This window comes from Salinarimonas chemoclinalis (genome assembly GCF_041514305.1).
GTDB classification, from domain to species: Bacteria; Pseudomonadota; Alphaproteobacteria; order Rhizobiales; family Beijerinckiaceae; genus Salinarimonas; species Salinarimonas chemoclinalis.
Map to the genome: position 1 here is coordinate 177,095 of NZ_JBGMWH010000001.1, position 16,995 is coordinate 194,089.

The following is a 16,995-nucleotide window of genomic DNA, read 5'->3' on the forward strand; positions in this document are numbered from 1 at the left end:
TCGTTTCAGGGCGAGGGGATCACTCCCGCGGCCGGCCGAAGTCCGGCGCCGGGGCGTCCTGGCCCTCGGAGACGATGCCGCGGCGGATGGTGCGGGTGCGGCTGAAGAGGGCGTGGAGCGTCTCGCCGTCGTCCCAGCGGATGGCGCGGGCCAGCGCCGAGAGGTCCTCGTTGAAGCGCCCGAGCATCTCCAGCACGGCGTCCTTGTTGTTGAGGAAGACGTCGCGCCACATCGTCGGGTCCGAGGCGGCGATGCGGGTGAAGTCGCGGAAGCCACCGGCTGAGAACTTGATCACCTCGGATTGCGTCACCTGCTCGAGATCCGCCGCCGTGCCGACGATGTTGTAGGCGATCAGATGGGGCACGTGGCTCGTGATGGCGAGGACGAGGTCGTGGTGCGGCGCCGACATGATCTCGACTGCCGAGCCCATCCCCTCCCACAGCGCGCGGGTGCGCGCGATCGCCTCCGGATCGGTGCCGTCGGCGGGCGTGAGGATCGCCCAGCGGTTGACGAAGAGCGTGGCGAAGCCCGCCTCCGGGCCCGATTGCTCTGTGCCCGCGACGGGGTGCGCCGGCACGAAGTGAACCCCCACCGGCAGGTGCGGCGCGACCGCGGCCATCACAGCGCCCTTCACCGAGCCGACGTCGGAGACGATCGCGCCGGGCTCGAGCACCGGGCCGATCGCGGCTGCGACCGCGCCGCAGGCGCCGACCGGGACGCACAGCACGACGCAGTCCGCCCCGAGTGCGGCCTCGGCTGCGTCCGCGTGCACCGCGTCGGCGAGGCCGAGCGCCTGGGCGCGGGCGCGGACGCCGGCATCGGCGTCGGCGGCGACGATCGAGCCGGCGAGGTTCTGCCGGCGCGCCGCGTGCGCGATCGAGGAGCCGATCAGCCCGAGCCCGACGAGGGCGAGACGGGAAAACAGCGGTGTCTCGCGGGGCGGGCCCAGCCGCTCAGGCATCCCGGCTCTCCGGGGCTCGTCCCGCCAGGAAGTCGCGCAGCGCGGCGATCACGAGCCGGTTCGCCGCCTCCGTGCCGATGGACAGGCGCAGGGCGTCGGGCAGGCCGTAGCCGTCGATGCGCCGCAGCACCAGCCCGCGCGCGGTGAGGAAGGCGTCCGCCTCCCGCGCCGTGCGCCCGGGCGTCTGCGGGAAGTGGATCATCAGGAAGTTGCCGACGCTCGGCGTCACCGCGAGCCCGAGCGCCTCGATCTCCCGCACCAGGATCTCCGCCCACGCCTCGTTGTGGGCGACCGAGGCGGCGACGAAGGCCTCGTCCTCGATCGCGGCGGCGCCGGCCGCGAGCGCGGCGGAATTCACGTTGAACGGCGGCCGGATGCGCTCGAGCGCGTCGATCACGTGGGCGGGGCCGACCATCCAGCCGAGGCGCAGGGCCGCCAGCCCGTAGACCTTCGAGAACGTGCGCGTCATCACCACGTTCTCCGCGGTCAGCGCCAGCTCGAGACCCGAGCCGTAGTCGTTGCGCCGCACGTACTCGGCATAGGCCGCGTCGAGCACGAGCAGCACGCAGGGCGGCAGCGCCGCGTGCAGGCGGCGGATCTCGTCGAAGGGCAGGTAGGTGCCCGTGGGGTTGTTGGGGTTGGCCAGGAACACGATCCTGGTGCGCGGGGTCACGCGCTCCAGGATGGCGTCGACGTCCGTGGTGAAGTCGCGCTCGGGAGCGACGACCGGCGTGCCGCCGGCGCCGAGGATGGCGATGCGGTAGACGAGGAAGCCGTGCGCGCTGAAGATCCCCTCGTCGCCCGGCCCGATATAGGCCTTCGAGAGCATCTCGAGCAGCTCGTCCGAGCCGTTGCCGACCACGATGCGCCGGGCGTCGAGCCCATACCTGCGGGCGATCGCGGTGCGCAGCTTGGTCGCCGCACCGTCCGGATAGAGCGCCGGCTTCTCGAGCGCCGCGCGCGCGGCCTCGACCGCCTTGGGCGAGGCGCCGAACGGGTTCTCGTTCGAGGAGAGCTTGTAGGGCGTGACGCCCGGAGGCACCGCACTCTTGCCCGGCACGTAGGCCTCGATCGCGAGCACGCCGGGCCGGGGTTCCGGCCGGGCGAGCGCGCGCGGGGGCTCCGGGGTTGCGAGGGTATCGGCGGGAAATTCGACGGGGGAGGGCATTTCTGGGCCTCGTGTGGCCTCGCGACGGCGTGCGGGCTCCCGGCGGGGCGCCGGGCCGCCCGTCCTAGCGCATCGCGGCCACGATTTCACGTGCTAAGATATCGCGGCTCGGGATGCCGCCGCGGTGCGGGCGGCGGCGTCGCCGACGTGCAGGCGCGCCGCATGGCTGCCGACCTCGACGATCTCGGAAACCGGCGCGCGGCTCGCCTCCAGCGCCGCGACGAGATCGGACGCCTCGACCCGGCCCGGCACCGCGACGAGCGTCGAGAGCTCTCCGTCGAGCCCGGTCGTGCAGACGATCTCGCCGCCGAGCGTCGCGATCCCCTCCGCGGCGGCGTCGCGCCAGCGCTCGACGCGCACGGCGTAGAGCACCACCTCACGCACGGCGGCGTCGGCGAGCGGCTTCGAGATCACGAAGACCGGCGTGCCCGCGGGATGGCCGGGACGCTCGATGAAGGGCAGGCGCGCGATGATCTTGGGCGCGTCGGGGGCCGCGAGCCGCCGCCACCAGGCGCCGGCGGACGCGCCCTGGTCGATGCGGAAGATCCCGAGATCGCCGCGCGAGGCCTCGACGGCGGCGATCACCTCCGGCGCGCCCTCGTGCGGCACGTACGGCACGGTGAAGCCGAAGTGGAAACGCGCGGAATCGCGCATCGGCGCGTCTCCCCCGGACACGTCCGCGTGCACGGCGTAGGGCGCCTGCACGAAGGTGAAGGTGCCGATGATCACACGCCAGATCGACTCGACCGTGTCGAGCGGCAGGATGCCCCGGTGGCGCTCCGCGATCGCCTTCATCACCGCGCTCTCGCGCCCGGGCCGGAAGGCGGAGCCGGATTCGCTCGTCTTCTTGACGGCGATCAGCTCCTCGATGATCGCCCCGCGCTGGATGAGGAGCGCGTGCATCTCGGCGTCGATCCGATCGATCTCCCCGCGCAGGGTCGCGAGATCGAGGGGGGCGGGGGCGTCGGGCATGAGGGAGCGGGTCTCCGTGTGGCCGGGGGACTATGGGCGGGGCTCAGGGGCACGCGCAAGGGCGCTGACGGAGACGGCTCACGCCTGCGCGACGGCCCGTCAGCCGCTGGCCGCCCAATAGGGAACGTAGCGCGCATTGCGTCTGCCCTGGGCAGGATCCGCCGGCGCGATGCGCCCCATTCTGATCGCCTCCGAGATGACCGCCGAGACTGCTTGATAGTCCTTGTCGGGTAACGAGAAACGCTCGCGGAGAGAGGCATTGCTCATGTAGTCGTGGGTGAGCCATCGGAGGACACCATGATAAAAGCATGCGCGTAGCCGATCGGCCTTCGATAGGTCCGAAAAGGCGCGTGGGCCGAATAGGACGACACGGAACGAGTTCTCGGACGCTATGAATTCTGGCGCCGGCAGGTGCTGGGCTTCGATCTCCAGAAACGTCTTGTCGAGTCCGCCTCCACGCTCCTCGCAGAGGCCGAGCTCACGCATGGCCGATGCGAGCTTCTCGTTTCGCGAGCGGCGTTCGTCGAGGATGCGATCGGGGTCGATCAACGAGTCGCCAGCGTTGGTCACCTCGACGCGATCCTCGTAGATCTCTACGATCGGACCCGATCCCGTGACCGTGAAATCCTGATGGATCAGGGCATTCGCGACGATCTCACGCACGGCCGTTTCCGGGTAGAGCGCTACGTTCCTGCGTATCCCGTCGATGTACCGCTCCTCGCTCGGAAGGCGCTCGAGCAGGTAACGCATCATTCCGGCAAAGCCGACCGCGTATCCCCTCCGCCCCTCGGTCTCCGAGAGAGAGCGTCGCTTGTCGCGCCCCGCATACTGAACGACGCGCACCGAACGTCCTGCGATGGAGGGAAACTCCCGAATGTCTCGCGCGAGCAGGATGGCGCCGAGGTTGGTCACGTCGTAGCGACCATCCATTGTATCGTTCAAGAAGCGATCACCAACCAAGCTGCGTATCACTTCCGCCGTGTTTCGCGGTTGCGGGCGGTCTCGCAGGGTATAGGCGACGCGGGCATCCAGCTTGAGGAGCACGTCGTGCTCGGTCTGCCCCGTAAGGGCGATTGCGTCCTCGAAGCGACGGCGCCCCGTCGCCAGCCAGATTGCTCGCTCGTGCTCTGGGAAGTCGCTGAGGCGTCGCTTATTTTCGCCGATACGGACATACTCTACGCCTTTGAAGCTGACCGGGCGCTCGTACGACGGCTCGATGACGACGATGGCGAAATGCAGGCCTTCGCATTCGAAGTCTAGACACTCGATCATCAGGCGCGGCTGCAACAGCCTTCCGAGCCAGTTCAGCAGGTTTTCGCCGCCTTTCTTGGAGTCGCCGAGCCTGACGGTAGTGCCGATCGGCTGCGACCCGGCATCGTCGACACCGAACACGAGAAAGGCGCGATCGCGTCCGGAGAGCATCGCCCCGTTTGCCAACGCCGAGATGTACTCTCCGATTGTATCCGGATCGCCGTTGTTGCCCTTGAACTCGAGCCAAGAACTCTCGCGAGCCTCACCGAGGAGGCGTTCCAGCAGCGCACACGGGTCATGAACGGCCATCACGTCCTCGCTCGTTTTATCCCCCTTATATCGCAGCCTTCCCGAAAAGCGAGGGCCCGAGATCTCGGGGCGAGCAATTTGTCTTTCCATCAGAACGAGTTACGGCTAGGCGGGCAGACCCCTCTTTTGTAGGCGATCGCGTACTCAGCCCCGCCCCGCCGGCAGCAGCCCCAGCCGCTCGCGCCCCACCCACCGCCACACCAGCAGCACGGCGGTGAGCGCGAGCCCGCCGGCGAGGCCGAACCAGATGCCGATGCCCTCGAGCCCCGCCCAGAAGCCGAGACCGACGGCGAGCGGCATGCCGAAGAGCCAGTAGCCCGTGAGCGCCATCAGCATCGGCACGCGCGTGTCGTGCAGGCCGCGCAGCATGCCAGCCGTCACCGCCTGGGCGCCGTCCACCACCTGGAACAGGGCGGCCATCGCGAGGTAGGACACGGCGAGCGAGACCACGACGGCGTTCGCCGGATCGTCCACGTCGAGGAAGGCGGAGATCAGCAGGCGCGGCGCGCCGATCATCACGAGGCCCATGCACGCCATGAAGCCGACGCCCATGGCGAAGGCGATCCAGCCGGCGCGCGCGATCGCCGCGTGGTCGCCCGCGCCGTAGGCGAGGCCCACCCGCACCGTCGCCGCCATCGAGATGCCGAGCGGCACCATGAAGGAGAGCGAGGCGATCTGGATCGCGATCTGGTGGGCGGCGAGCGCCTCGGTCGAGATCAGCCCCATCAGGAAGACGGCGGCGGAGAAGATCGTCACCTCGAACAGCACGATCGCGGCGATCGGCAGGCCGAGCCGCCAGAGCTGGACGAAGCGCGGCCAGTCGGCGCGCCAGAAGCGGCCGAAGACCCGGTAGCGCCGCGCCCGACGGTCGACGAGCACGAGGAGCGCCAGCGCGCCGAACAGGAAGACGTTGGTGATCGTGGTGGCCCAGCCGGCGCCTTCGAGGCCGAGCGCGGGCGCGCCCCAATTGCCGAAGATCAGCGCCCAGTTGAGCGCGATGTTCACCCCGACCGCCACGAGGCCGACGACGAGCGCCAGCAGCGGGCGCTCCAGCGCGGCGACGAAGTTGCGCAAGGTGAGATAGAGGTAGGCCGGGAGCAGGCACCACATCACGGCGCGCGCGTAGCCAGCCGCCATCTCGGCGAGGATCGGGTCCTGCCCGAGCCAGCCGAGCACGGTGCGGGCGTTCCACAGCATCAGCCAGGCGGGCACGACGAGGAGCGCGCTCGCCCAGAAGCCCTGGCGCACGGTGCGGCGCACCTCGCGCACGGCATGGCGCTTGCGCCCGCGCTCGGCGGCGATCATCGCCGAGACGGCGCTGAACAGGCCGACCCCCGCGATGAAGCACACGAACATCAGGTTCGAGCCCAGCGCGCCCGCGGCGAGCGCCTCCGACGACAGCCAGGCGAGCATGACGACGTCGGTCGCCTGGAGGGCGGTCTGCGCGACGTTGGTGAGGATCAGCGGCCAGGAGAGCGTCAGCGTCGCGACGATCTCGCGCCGCCAGGCCCCCTGGCCCGTGGGCGGCGCGGCGTCGAGCGCGTCGGTGGCGGGCTGCATGGCGGGTCTTTCGCGTTGGACCCGCCTTGTAGGGGAGCGATCGCGGCGCGGCTATGGCCGCGAGGACACGGGAGGGTGCCCGCGCGTGCATGGCCGGCGTGTCGCGCTGCGCGTCGGGAGGCCGGTCCGTGGCGTCACGATCGGCGAAGCTGCCCGCGCGCCGACATCACCCGACGGTATGCGCCGATCCGCCCGTCATCCCTCACCAAGCCTTCGGCTCGATCGATGTCCCGGCGCGCGCCCTCGAACTCCGACATTTCCATCAAGGCGAAAGCCCGTCCGAGCAGCGCGTCCGCCATGCGCCGACGGTCGGCGGTTGCGGCGAGCCCGAGCGCGTGGCCGAAGGCGTCACGTGCGCTCGGCCAATCGTCGTGCGACAGATGCACTTCTCCGGCGATCACGTAGTCCTCGAACGCCCCTCGCAGATCGCGATTGCTGCGCTGGCGGAGCGCGGCGCGCTGCTCGTATGCGGACGCATTGTCCGGGTTGGCGGCGATGCGCCGGGTGGCCTCGGTGATGTCGTCCCCGACGACGGGCGACCACGGTTGCTGCGGTGGCGGCGGGGGAGGGGTGGCGCGCCGGTCGTGGTCGAGGCCGCCTGGTCCGGGTGGGCGGGGCAGAGCCGGCGTATCCGACCGGTCGGGGCCCGGCACCCCGACGACGACCGTCGGCTCGCTCCGGCTGGACCACGACGTCCAGCTCTCCAGCAGCCCATCGTTCGTCGCCCCGATCACGGCGACGAACGCACCCAGGCCGGCGGTGCGATAGACGAAATCCCAGAACCCGCGCATCTGCGACGAACCGGCGACGCGCTCCAGGATGGTGTTGAGGCTGAGGAAGAGCAGGATGATGCCCGCGACGCCGGTGGCCCAGGGCATCCATGCCTCGGTGACACTCATCGGCTCGATGCCTTGCGGCAGCCGCATCTCGATCGACTGCGCGATGAGCACGACCCCGCCCACCAACAGGATTGCGCCAACGGCGGGCCTCATGACACCTCTCCCGAAGTGTGAGCTATTCTGAGCTTAGCATTGGACGTGAGCTTTGCAAAACCGGGGCGGGCCTTTCGCCCATCGGCAGCGCCTGCGATCGCGATCCCGCCCCGCTCCCCTTCGTCCGCGCGGCCGGCTAGCGTGTCGCCATGACCATCGACAACACGCCCGAATCCGGCCGCCCCGACGCCATCGCCCGCGCCACTGCGCATCACGACGGCGGCGCCTTCGCCGCGACCCTCGCGCGGCTCGTCGAGATGCCGACCGAGAGCCAGAACCCCGCGCGTGGGGAGATGCTCCAGGCCTATCTCGCCGACGCGCTCGCCCCCGCCTTCCTGGCGATGGGCTTCGAGACGGAGATCGTGCGCCATCCGGCGGGACCGGCACCCTTCCTGATCGCGCGCCGGCGGGAGGGCGATGACCTGCCGACGGTGCTGGGCTACGGCCACGGCGACGTGGTCCGTGGCCAGGACGCGCAGTGGCGCGAGGGACTGTCGCCCTGGGTCCTGGTGGAGCGCGACGGGGCGTACTGGGGCCGCGGCACGACCGACAACAAGGGCCAGCACGCGATCGGCATGGCCGCGCTCGCCGCGGTGCTCGAGACCCGCGGCCGGCTCGGCTTCAACGCCACCGTCCTGATCGAGATGGGCGAGGAGATCGGCTCGCCCGGCCTGCGCGAGGTCGCGCGCGAGCGGGCGGACGCGCTCGCCGCCGACCTCCTCGTTGCGTCGGACGGGCCGCGGCTCTCGAAGGACCGCCCGACGCTCTTCCTGGGCGCACGTGGCGGCTACCCGATCGACTTCGTGGTGGAGGCGCGCGAGGGGGCGCATCACTCGGGGAACTTCGGCGGGCTCCTCGCCAACCCGGCGATCGAGCTCGCCCACGCCCTCGCCTCGATCACGGGCCCGACGGGGGCGATCCGTATCCCGGACTGGACGCCGGGCGCCGTGCCCGAGGCGGTGCGCCGCGCGCTCGCCGACATCGTGCCGGCGCAGCAGCCCGGCGGGCCGGCGCTCGATGCGTGGTGGGGCGAGCCGGGGCTCACCCCGGCGGAGCGGGTGTTCGCCTGGTCGTCCTTCGAGATCCTCGCGCTCCACGCCGGCGTGCCGGAGGCGCCGGTGAACGCGATCCCCGGCCGCGCCTGGGCGCGGGGGCAGCTGCGCTTCCCCGTGGGCGTCGATCCCGACGCGGTGATCCCGGCGCTGCGCCGCCATCTCGACGCGCACGGCTTCTCGCGCGTCGCGGTCTCGCGGGCCCGCGAGGAGGTGTTCCCGGCGACCCGCACCGACCCGGATCATCCGGCGGTCGCGTTCTGCGCGGGAAGCCTCGCACGAACGAGCGGCGCGCCGCCGGCGATCCTGCCCAACCTCGGCGGCTCGCTTCCCAACGACGTCTTCGCCGATCTCCTCGGCATGCCGACCGTCTGGGTACCCCATTCCTATCCCGGCTGTTCGCAGCACGCGCCGAACGAGCACCTGCCGGTCTCCATCGCCCGCGAGGGGCTCGCGCTGATGGCCGGGCTCTACTGGGACCTCGGCGAGCCGGACGCCCGCGCACGGCTCGGGATCGGGTAGGGCGCGACCGGACCCGATCCCGGCGGGTCACAGGGCTCTAGCCCCGCCACTCCCGCGCGAGCCGCCGCCGCACCCGGCGCCAGACGCCCTGCTCGCGGGCGTCGCCGCGGGACCAGGCGGCGGATTCCCTGGCGGCGGCGATCTCCAGCGCGCGCGGGCCGTGGTCGGCGCGCAGCGCCGCGGCGCGCGCGTCGATCTCCGCACGGGGCACGAGCGCCGCGCGGATCTCGTGGTCCCACAGGCTCCATGCCAGGGTTCCGAGCGGGAGCGCCAGCACGGCCAACCAGAAGATGAATTCCATGGACATGTGGCGCAACCGTATAGCGAAACCGCAATATTCCTGAATTATACTACGGTTCATGGTCCATCGGCAATCCAGCTCTGTTCTGCCACCGCTGCGCGGGCGCGACTGTGCGCATGTCGCAACGGAGTGTCGTCTGGTGCCCCTCGCGGAGCTGTTCGGAGCCAACCTCAGGCACATCCGCAAGGCAAAAGGCCTGACGCAAAGCGTTCTCGCGGAGCGAATCGAGGTCTCCTCCGACATGATTTCCAAGATGGAGCGGGGTGCAGCGGCCCCGTCGTTCGATACGATCGAGCGTCTGTGCGCCGTACTGGAAGTGCAACCCACGTCCTTCTTCGGCATCGGTCTCGCCCCCGGGCCGATGGGTGCGCGGGGCATTCTCGTCCAGCGCATCCACGCCACGCTCTCGAAGGCGAGCGAGGACCAGCTGGCGCGCGCCTCCAAGATCGTGCAGGCGCTCGTCGACTAGCGCGTCGTCGGTCCGCGGGCGCCGCGAGGGCGGCTCCGGCTTGGAATCGCGCCGGGCAGGCTCTATGACGCGACTGCGACGAGACGCGGCCGGCCCGGCCGCGGGGCGCACGCCAGAGCCGAGAACACGCACGACCATGGCCGCACAGACCGCTTCCCGCAACACGCTGTTCCCGCTCGGCCCCGACGAGACGCCCTACCGCAGGCTGACCGACGAGGGCGTGCGCGTCGAGCGGATGGGCGATCGCGAGATCCTCGTCGTCGAGGCCGACGCCATCCGGCGCCTCGCCGAGGAGGCCTTCATGGACATCAACCACCTGCTCCGGCCCGGCCACCTGAAGCAGCTCGCCGCCATCCTCGAGGACCCGGAGGCGACGGCGAACGACCGCTTCGTCGCCTACGACCTCCTCAAGAACGCCAACATCGCGGCGGGCGGCGTGCTGCCGATGTGCCAGGACACCGGCACCGCCATCGTCATGGGCAAGAAGGGCCGCCTCGTCTGGACCGAGGGCGCCGACGAGGACGCCATCGCGGAGGGCGTGCTCGGCGCCTACGAGAAGAAGAACCTGCGCTATTCGCAGCTCGCGCCGCTGTCGATGTTCGAGGAGCGCAACACCAAGAACAATCTCCCGGCGCAGATCGACATCTACGCCGCGGGCGAGGACGCCTACGAGTTCCTCTTCGTCGCCAAGGGCGGCGGCTCGGCCAACAAGACCTTCCTCTACCAGGGAACGCCCTCGCTGCTCACGAAGGATCGGCTGATGGCCTTCCTGAAGGAGAAGATCCTCACGCTCGGCACCGCCGCCTGCCCGCCCTACCACCTCGCGGTCGTGATCGGCGGCACCAGCGCCGAGCAGACGCTCAAGACCGTCAAGCTCGCCTCGACGCGCTATCTCGACGGCCTGCCGACGGAGGGCTCGGAGGCCGGCCACGCCTTCCGCGATCTCGCGATGGAGGCCGAGATCCACGCCATGACGCAGCAATTGGGCGTCGGCGCGCAGTTCGGCGGCAAGTACTTCTGCCACGACGTGCGGGTGATCCGCCTGCCGCGCCACGGCGCCTCGCTCCCGATCGGGCTCGGCGTGTCGTGCTCCGCGGACCGCCAGGCGCTGGGCAAGATCACCCGCGACGGCGTCTTCCTCGAGCAGCTCGAGACGAATCCCGCCCGGTGGATGCCCGAGGTCGACGAGGCGAGCCTCGGCGGAGACGTGGTCGAGATCGACCTGACGCGGCCGATGCCGGAGATCCTGGCGGCGCTCGGCCGCCACCCGATCCGCACGCGCCTGTCGCTCACGGGACCCATCGTGGTCGCCCGCGACCTCGCCCATTCGAAGATCCGCGAGCGGCTCGAGGCCGGCGAGCCGATGCCGGCCTACCTGAAGGACCACCCGGTCTACTACGCGGGCCCGGCGAAGACGCCCGACGGCTTCGCCTCGGGCTCCTTCGGCCCCACCACCGCGGGGCGGATGGATTCGTACGTCGACCAGTTCCAGGCGGCGGGCGGGTCGATGGTGATGCTCGCCAAGGGCAACCGCTCCTCCCAGGTCCGCGAGGCCTGCCAGAAGCACGGCGGCTTCTATCTCGGCTCGATCGGCGGCCCGGCCGCGCGGCTGGCGCAGGACTGCATCAAGAAGGTCGAGGTGCTGGAATACGCCGAGCTCGGCATGGAGGCGATCTGGAGGATCGAGGTGGAGAACTTCCCCGCCTTCATCGTCATCGACGACAAGGGCAACGACTTCTTCCGCGAGCTGAACCTGGGCTGAGGCGATCCGCGATGGCCGACGGGCCCGACCTCGCGGCGCTGGCCGCCGACCCGCGCGTCGCGATCGCCCGCGACGTGCTGCGATTCTCCGACTGCGACTCGCTCGGCCACGTCAACAACGTGGTCTACGCCACACTGTGCGAATCCGGGCGCGTCACGTACCTGCGCGAGCGCCTGCCGCAGGCGGAGCGGGCGGGGGTCGCCTTCGTCATCGTCAAGCTCGAGATCGCCTTCGAGGCCGAGCTGCACTACCCCGGCACGGTCGAGACGGCGACCTGGCTCTCGCGCATCGGCCGCACCTCGTTCACGCTCTCCCAGGCGATCTTCTCGGGCGGTCGCCGTGCGGCGACCGCCGCCGGCGTGTGCGTGGCGATCGATGCGGGCACCCGCCGGCCGGTGGCGTTCGAGGGAGCAACGCGGGCGGCGATGGAGCGGCTGGTCGTGGGGTGACGCGCGCCGCGCGCCTGCGCTCGCACGATCGTGCGAAACCGCGACCGGGGCCTCGTGCGTTGACGGTGCATCTCGTCACCCGCGAAAGGGGCAGACCATGAGCGACCCGCAGAAGACCAAGGCCACCGACGACCCTACGAAGCCCGAGGGCGTGCCCACGCCCGAGCGCGAGCAGGCGGGCCTCACGCCGGAGCCGCACACCCGCGAGGAGCAGGAGGAGATGATCGACGAGGCGCTGGAGGACAGCTTCCCCGCGTCCGACCCTCCGTCCTTCACGCGCACCACCAAGGGTTCGGACTGACCGCTGGGCGAGCTCCCCTCTCCACGAGGGAGAGGGGAGAACCGCGACGGCTCACTCCGCCGCGTCGACCAGCCGGCGGGCGATGACCTGGGCCTGGATCTCCGCGGCGCCCTCGAAGATCGAGAGGATGCGGGCGTCGCAGAGGATGCGGCTGACCGGGTACTCCAGCGCGAAGCCGTTGCCGCCGTGGATCTGCAGCGCGTTGTCCGCCGCCGACCAGGCGACGCGGGCGCCCAGCAGCTTCGCCATGCCCGCCTCCAGGTCGCAGCGCTTGTCCTCGTCCTTGGTGCGGGCCGAGAAGTAGGTGACCTGGCGCGCCGCGTGGATCTCGGCGGCCATCAGCGCGATCTTGTCGGCGACGCGCGGGAAGGCGATCAGCGGCTTGCCGAACTGGACGCGATCCTCGGCGTAGCGCAACGCCACGTCCATCGCCGCCTGGGCGACGCCCACCGCGCGCGCCGCGGTCTGGATACGGGCCGATTCGAAGGTCGCCATAAGCTGCTTGAAGCCCTGGCCTTCGACGCCGCCGAGCAGGTTCTGCGCCGGCACGGCGAAGTCGGAGAAGGCGAGCTCGTACTCCTTCATGCCGCGATAGCCGAGCACCTCGATCTCGCCGCCGGACAGGCCCTCGTCCGGGAAGGGGGTCTCGTCGCTGCCGCGGCTCTTCTCGCCGATGAGGATCGAGAGGCCGCGGTGGCCGGGCTCCTCGGGCTTCGTGCGCACGAGCATCGTCATGATGTCGGCGCGGACCGGGTGCGTGATCCAGGTCTTGTTGCCGTTCACCCGCCAGACCTCCCCGTCGAGGGTCGCCTTGGTGCGCAGCGAGGCGAGGTCCGAGCCGACGTTCGGCTCCGTGAAGACGGCGGTGGGCAGGATCTCGCCCGACGCGATGCCCGGCAGGAAGCGGCGCTTCTGCTCGTCCGTCCCGCCGCCGAGGATCAGCTCGGCGGCGATCTCCGAGCGGGTGCCGAGCGAGCCGACGCCGATGTAGCCGCGCGAGAGCTCCTCGGAGACGACGCACATCGACACCTTGGAGAGACCGAGCCCGCCGTACTCCTCCGGGATGGTGAGCCCGAAGACGCCGAGCTCGGCCATCTTCGAGACGACTTCGTAGGGGATGTAGGCGTTGGCGAGGTGCCATTCGTGCGCGTGCGGCTCGACCTCCGCCTGCGAGAAGCGGCGCATCTCGCTGCGGATCGCCTCGAGCGTCTCGTCGAGGCCGGCATCGCCGACGGTGGCGGAGCCCTGGCCTTCGCGCACGAGCGTCACGAGCCGGGCGCGGGCCTGCGGCGTGTTGCCGCCCTCCACGAGCCGCTCCAGCGCGGGCGTGACGAACGTCGCAACGTCCTTCGCCGAGAGGCCGAGCGCGGAGAGCCGCACGATCTCGCTCTGGCTCATCGGGATGCCGGTCAGCACCTGCGCGCAGTACTCGCCCGCGGCGACGCGGCTCACCAGCGCCTCGACCTCGCCGAAGCGCCCGTCCTCGGAGAGCCGCTCGGCATAGGCGGCGATCTCGCGGATCGCCTGGGCGTAAGTGGCGAGCCAGGCGAGGCCGTGGGTGGCGTGCTGCTCGGCCTCCATCCTGGCCGCCGAGACCTTGCCGTTCTCGATCACCCGCGCGCGCACGCGCCGCGTCGCCTCCGCGAGGATGGCGTCGACCGCCGTTGCGGCGCCGCGCAGCAGCGCGGGGAGGTCGGCGGCGGCGTCGGAGCCGAGCGTCTCTGCGCCGTGCGTCTCGGCGATGGCGGGCATGGCGTTCATCGGCACCTCCTCGAAGGCGTCAGGGTATCGGGCTCGGCAGGGCGCCGTGATCTCTCGCGATGCAGCATAACGCGTGCGTCCACGTCTGTGATCCGCACTTTGGTCGGAGGCGGGGGGGTGCCAAGCGCGGCGCAGGGTCACGCGACGAAGGGAGGAGGTCGCTCGGTGCCGCCGCTCAGCCGCCCGCGTCCGCCTCGTCGGCCTCCACCCAGCTGTAGCGGAAGGTGCAGCGGGGCGCGCCCTGCATGATCGTGGTCTCGCGCTCCATGCGGATGCGCGGGTCGTAGCCCTGGCAGAAGGTGCCGTCGCGGTTGCACGAGAGCAGGTGGCCCACGGCGCCGAGCCCCATCTCCCTGTAGGTCTCGGCGTAGCGGCAGCGCACGACGTCGAAGTCGAAGCGCGTGTCGCTCGCCTCGAGCACCTCGACCTCGAGCGCGCCGCCGCGGGTCCAGTTCTCGTAGAGGGCGATGAAGTCCGCCATCGAGGTGCCGCCGCGCTCGCGCTCCGCCGCCTCGGCGAAGCGCCGCCCTTCCGCGATCGCCGCCTTCCGGATCGCCGAGTCGAGGATGGCCGAGGCCTGTTCCTCGCCGAGCGCGGCGACCATCTCTGCGAAGATCGGCCCGATCACCTCGGCCTGGAGACGGCGCTTGACGAGGACGGGGATGGTGGCTGGGTCGGTGGCGGCGTCTCTCGTGTCGTCCGGCATGCCTGGCTCCGTCGTGCTGCGGCGCGGAGCCTATCGGATGGCGCGGAAAACGCGAAACGCCCGGCCGCGGGGCCGGGCGTCTCGACGATGGCGGGACGGCCCGGGCGCGCGTCGCGCCCGGGCCCGTCGGATCACTTGGCGGGCTTCGCCATCATCGCCTCGACGGGCTTCATCGCGTCCTTCATGAGGTTCGCGTAGAGCTCGCCCATCTTGCTGGACTGGGCGACCATCGACTCGTAGGCCGACTTGACGTAGTCGGTCTGGATCTCGATCGCCTTGTCGAGCGTCTTGGCGCCGACGAGCTTCTCGAGCGTCGCGGTCGAGTGCTCGAAGGACTTCTTGGCGAAGTCGGTCGACTCGACGGCGATCTGCTGGGCGCCCATGGAGAACGCGCCGAGCGCCTTCATCGTGGCGTCCATGTTCTCCTTGCCGAGCTTCTGGAAATCGTCGAACTGGTTCATCATGGTCGTGTTCCTCCGGCGCATTGCGCGCCGCGTCTGGCATGTCCCCGATCGAGCGCCGCCCCGTCACCCGGGGGCGAGGGCGGCCCCGCGCCGCGGACCGATCCGCGACGAGGATTGATATGTGCACTGCAACATCGATGTCAAGTTTATTGTGCGGTGCAACATATCCGCGGAATTCCCGATCGTGGGCTTAACCCCTCCGTAACCGCGGTTGCCTCATGATTGACATCGTGGCGCGCCAGTCACGCGCCGGGGATGGGCTGACCGACAACGTTCGAGTTCACGACCGAGATACGGGGACGGTCTTCGATGGTAAAGCGTAGCGTTTTCGCCGAGCGCGGGCTCCTGCTCGCGACGATGCTCCTGTGCGGGCTCGCGGCTCTCCTGGTCCACGTTCCCCGGGCCGAGGCCGCCTACAACCCGCCCTACGCCGCGTTCGTGATGGACGTGAAGACCGGCGAGGTGCTCCACGCGGAGAACGCCGACGCGCGGCGGTACCCCGCGTCGCTCACCAAGGTCATGACGCTCTACATGCTGTTCGAGCAGCTGGAATCCGGGCGCCTGCAGCTCGATTCCCCCCTGCGCGTCTCGGCCCGCGCGGCCGCGGAGCCACCCTCGAAGATCGGCGTGCGTGCGGGCTCGACCATCCAGGTCGAGGCTGCGATCCTCGCCCTCGTGACGAAGTCTGCCAACGACGTCGCCGCGGTCGTCGCCGAGAACCTCGGCGGCTCGGTCGAGAACTTCGCACGGCAGATGACCGAGCGCGCCCGTCAGCTCGGCATGTCCAACACCACCTTCCGCAATCCGCACGGCCTGCCCAACAGCGGGCAGGTGACGACGGCGCGCGACATGGCGACCCTCGCGGTGGCCATCCAGGACCGCTTCCCCCGCTACTACGGCTACTTCCAGCGCCGCAGCTTCGCCTTCGCCGGCACGACCCATCGCAATCACAACCGCCTGCTCGGGCGGGTCGAGGGCGTCGACGGCATCAAGACCGGCTTCATCCGCGCCTCCGGCTTCAACCTGATGACGAACGCCAAGGCGAACGGCCGCCACATCGTGACGATCGTCATGGGCGGCCGGTCGGGCGCGCACCGCGACGGCATCGTCGGGCGCCTCGTCGAGCGCTGGCTGCCGCGCGCCTATGCGGGTGCCCGCCGCACTCCGATGATGCTCGGGCCGAACGGCACGGTCGTCGCCGCGGTGCCGCCGCGCCGCCCCGCCGACATCGATCCGCCGGTCCTCGTCGCCTCGGCGGCTCCCGGCCAGCCCCTCGACCTCACCCGCATGCGCCCCGCGGTCGCGACGGCGGCGGGCGACACGACGGTGACCCCCGGATCGCTGCGTGCCGACGGCGGCGTGGTCCCCGCCTCCGCGAGCGCCTTCGCCGCCGTGCGCGAGCCCGGGCCGGCCGGCGTGCCGCTGCCGCCCGCGCCGATCCCCGACGTGCGCGAGACCGCCTCCGTCTCCGATGTGGTCCCCGCATCGGTCGCCGTGGCAGCCGCGTCGACGATCGCCGCGCCGCTCCCGCCGATGCCGGCGCGCGACGAGGCGCCCGTCGCGGCGAACGCGCCCGTCGGCGACACCGAGCCGCAAGCCGTCACCGAGGAGATCGTCGTGGCCTCCGCCGACGCGACGATCCCCCTGCCCGAGGCGGCGACGCCGCCCGCGCGCACCTACGCCCTCACCGAGTGGGTGATCCAGATCGCCGCGACGCCGACCGAGGACGCCGCCTTCGATCTCCTCCAGCGCGCCCAGTCGCGCGCCGGGAGCCCGCTGCGCGCCGCCGCGCCCTTCACCGAGGCGGTGCAGTCGAACGGCGCCACGCTCTATCGCGCCCGTTTCACCGGCTTCGAGGACCAGCAGACCGCGCGCGACGCCTGCCGGCTGCTGGAGAGCAAGGGCTTCGACTGCTTCGCCGTGCGCGGCTGACGCGCACCTTCCCGGGAGCGTCCCGCCGCCCCGTCGGCGGCGGGCGACCTCCTCCCCGAAACT

The 16,995-nt window shown here is 70.9% G+C and carries 16 protein-coding genes; 6 read left to right on the top strand and 10 right to left on the bottom strand.

The window, feature by feature from the left end; translation table 11 throughout:
- Positions 1–19: 19 nt before the first annotated feature.
- The 6 genes from AB9M23_RS00880 to AB9M23_RS00905 all read right to left on the bottom strand — a co-directional run bounded on the left by AB9M23_RS00880 (position 20) and on the right by AB9M23_RS00905 (position 7,213).
- A complete protein-coding gene (locus AB9M23_RS00880; protein ID WP_372421708.1) occupies positions 20–961 on the bottom strand; it encodes a prephenate/arogenate dehydrogenase family protein in 942 nt (313 codons plus the stop codon).
- The gene (gene hisC, locus AB9M23_RS00885) at positions 954–2,129 is read right to left on the bottom strand and encodes a histidinol-phosphate transaminase (protein WP_372421710.1); all 1,176 of its coding nucleotides are present in this window, start codon (positions 2,127–2,129) and stop codon (positions 954–956) included. Before hisC ends, AB9M23_RS00880 begins: the two co-directional genes overlap by 8 nt.
- 93 nt (positions 2,130–2,222) lie before the next feature.
- Positions 2,223–3,101 (bottom strand): chorismate mutase, encoded by an 879-nt coding sequence (locus tag AB9M23_RS00890; RefSeq protein ID WP_372421712.1) that lies wholly within the window; start codon positions 3,099–3,101, stop codon positions 2,223–2,225.
- A gap of 99 nt (positions 3,102–3,200) precedes the next feature.
- Complete coding sequence (locus AB9M23_RS00895; protein WP_372421714.1) at positions 3,201–4,661, bottom strand: ATP-binding protein; 1,461 nt, start codon at positions 4,659–4,661, stop codon at positions 3,201–3,203.
- Between the two features lie 144 nt (positions 4,662–4,805).
- Positions 4,806–6,221 carry an MATE family efflux transporter gene (locus AB9M23_RS00900; protein ID WP_372421716.1) on the bottom strand — a complete coding sequence of 472 codons (1,416 nt, stop codon included), beginning with the start codon at positions 6,219–6,221 and terminating at the stop codon, positions 4,806–4,808.
- A 134-nt stretch (positions 6,222–6,355) separates the two neighbouring features.
- Positions 6,356–7,213: a tetratricopeptide repeat protein gene (locus AB9M23_RS00905; RefSeq protein ID WP_372421717.1), complete on the bottom strand. Its 858-nt coding sequence runs from the start codon at positions 7,211–7,213 to the stop codon at positions 6,356–6,358.
- Between the two features lie 149 nt (positions 7,214–7,362).
- Here AB9M23_RS00905 and AB9M23_RS00910 point away from each other — a divergent pair, with 149 nt between their 5' ends.
- Positions 7,363–8,787 carry a M20 family metallopeptidase gene (locus AB9M23_RS00910; protein ID WP_372421719.1) on the top strand — a complete coding sequence of 475 codons (1,425 nt, stop codon included), beginning with the start codon at positions 7,363–7,365 and terminating at the stop codon, positions 8,785–8,787.
- 37 nt (positions 8,788–8,824) lie between these two features.
- On the opposite strand, the gene AB9M23_RS00915 is transcribed toward AB9M23_RS00910, so the two are convergent.
- Complete coding sequence (locus AB9M23_RS00915; RefSeq protein ID WP_372421721.1) at positions 8,825–9,094, bottom strand: hypothetical protein; 270 nt, start codon at positions 9,092–9,094, stop codon at positions 8,825–8,827.
- Positions 9,095–9,227: 133 nt separating this feature from the next.
- On the opposite strand from AB9M23_RS00915, the gene AB9M23_RS00920 reads away from it, so the two are divergent.
- From AB9M23_RS00920 to AB9M23_RS00935, 4 genes are all read left to right on the top strand, one after another.
- Positions 9,228–9,557, top strand: a complete 330-nt coding sequence (locus tag AB9M23_RS00920; protein WP_372421723.1) for a helix-turn-helix domain-containing protein — start codon at positions 9,228–9,230, stop codon at positions 9,555–9,557.
- Between the two features lie 136 nt (positions 9,558–9,693).
- Positions 9,694–11,319, top strand: coding sequence for a fumarate hydratase (locus tag AB9M23_RS00925; RefSeq protein ID WP_372421725.1), 1,626 nt, complete (start codon positions 9,694–9,696; stop codon positions 11,317–11,319).
- Positions 11,320–11,330: 11 nt separating this feature from the next.
- Positions 11,331–11,768, top strand: a complete 438-nt coding sequence (locus tag AB9M23_RS00930; protein WP_372421727.1) for an acyl-CoA thioesterase — start codon at positions 11,331–11,333, stop codon at positions 11,766–11,768.
- Between the two features lie 97 nt (positions 11,769–11,865).
- Positions 11,866–12,069: a hypothetical protein gene (locus AB9M23_RS00935; RefSeq protein WP_372421729.1), complete on the top strand. Its 204-nt coding sequence runs from the start codon at positions 11,866–11,868 to the stop codon at positions 12,067–12,069.
- Between the two features lie 51 nt (positions 12,070–12,120).
- On the opposite strand, the gene AB9M23_RS00940 is transcribed toward AB9M23_RS00935, so the two are convergent.
- From AB9M23_RS00940 to AB9M23_RS00950, 3 genes are all read right to left on the bottom strand, one after another.
- Complete coding sequence (locus AB9M23_RS00940; protein ID WP_372422592.1) at positions 12,121–13,821, bottom strand: acyl-CoA dehydrogenase family protein; 1,701 nt, start codon at positions 13,819–13,821, stop codon at positions 12,121–12,123.
- A gap of 184 nt (positions 13,822–14,005) precedes the next feature.
- On the bottom strand, positions 14,006–14,536 hold the full coding sequence (locus tag AB9M23_RS00945; protein WP_372421731.1) for an L-2-amino-thiazoline-4-carboxylic acid hydrolase: 531 nt from the start codon (positions 14,534–14,536) through the stop codon (positions 14,006–14,008).
- A gap of 131 nt (positions 14,537–14,667) precedes the next feature.
- A complete protein-coding gene (locus AB9M23_RS00950; RefSeq protein WP_372421733.1) occupies positions 14,668–15,000 on the bottom strand; it encodes a phasin family protein in 333 nt (110 codons plus the stop codon).
- 309 nt (positions 15,001–15,309) lie between these two features.
- Between AB9M23_RS00950 and AB9M23_RS00955 the strand changes: the two genes are divergently transcribed.
- Entirely contained in the window at positions 15,310–16,932 is a 1,623-nt protein-coding gene (locus AB9M23_RS00955) for a serine hydrolase (protein WP_372421735.1), read from the top strand.
- The last annotated feature ends 63 nt before the right edge of the window (positions 16,933–16,995 follow it).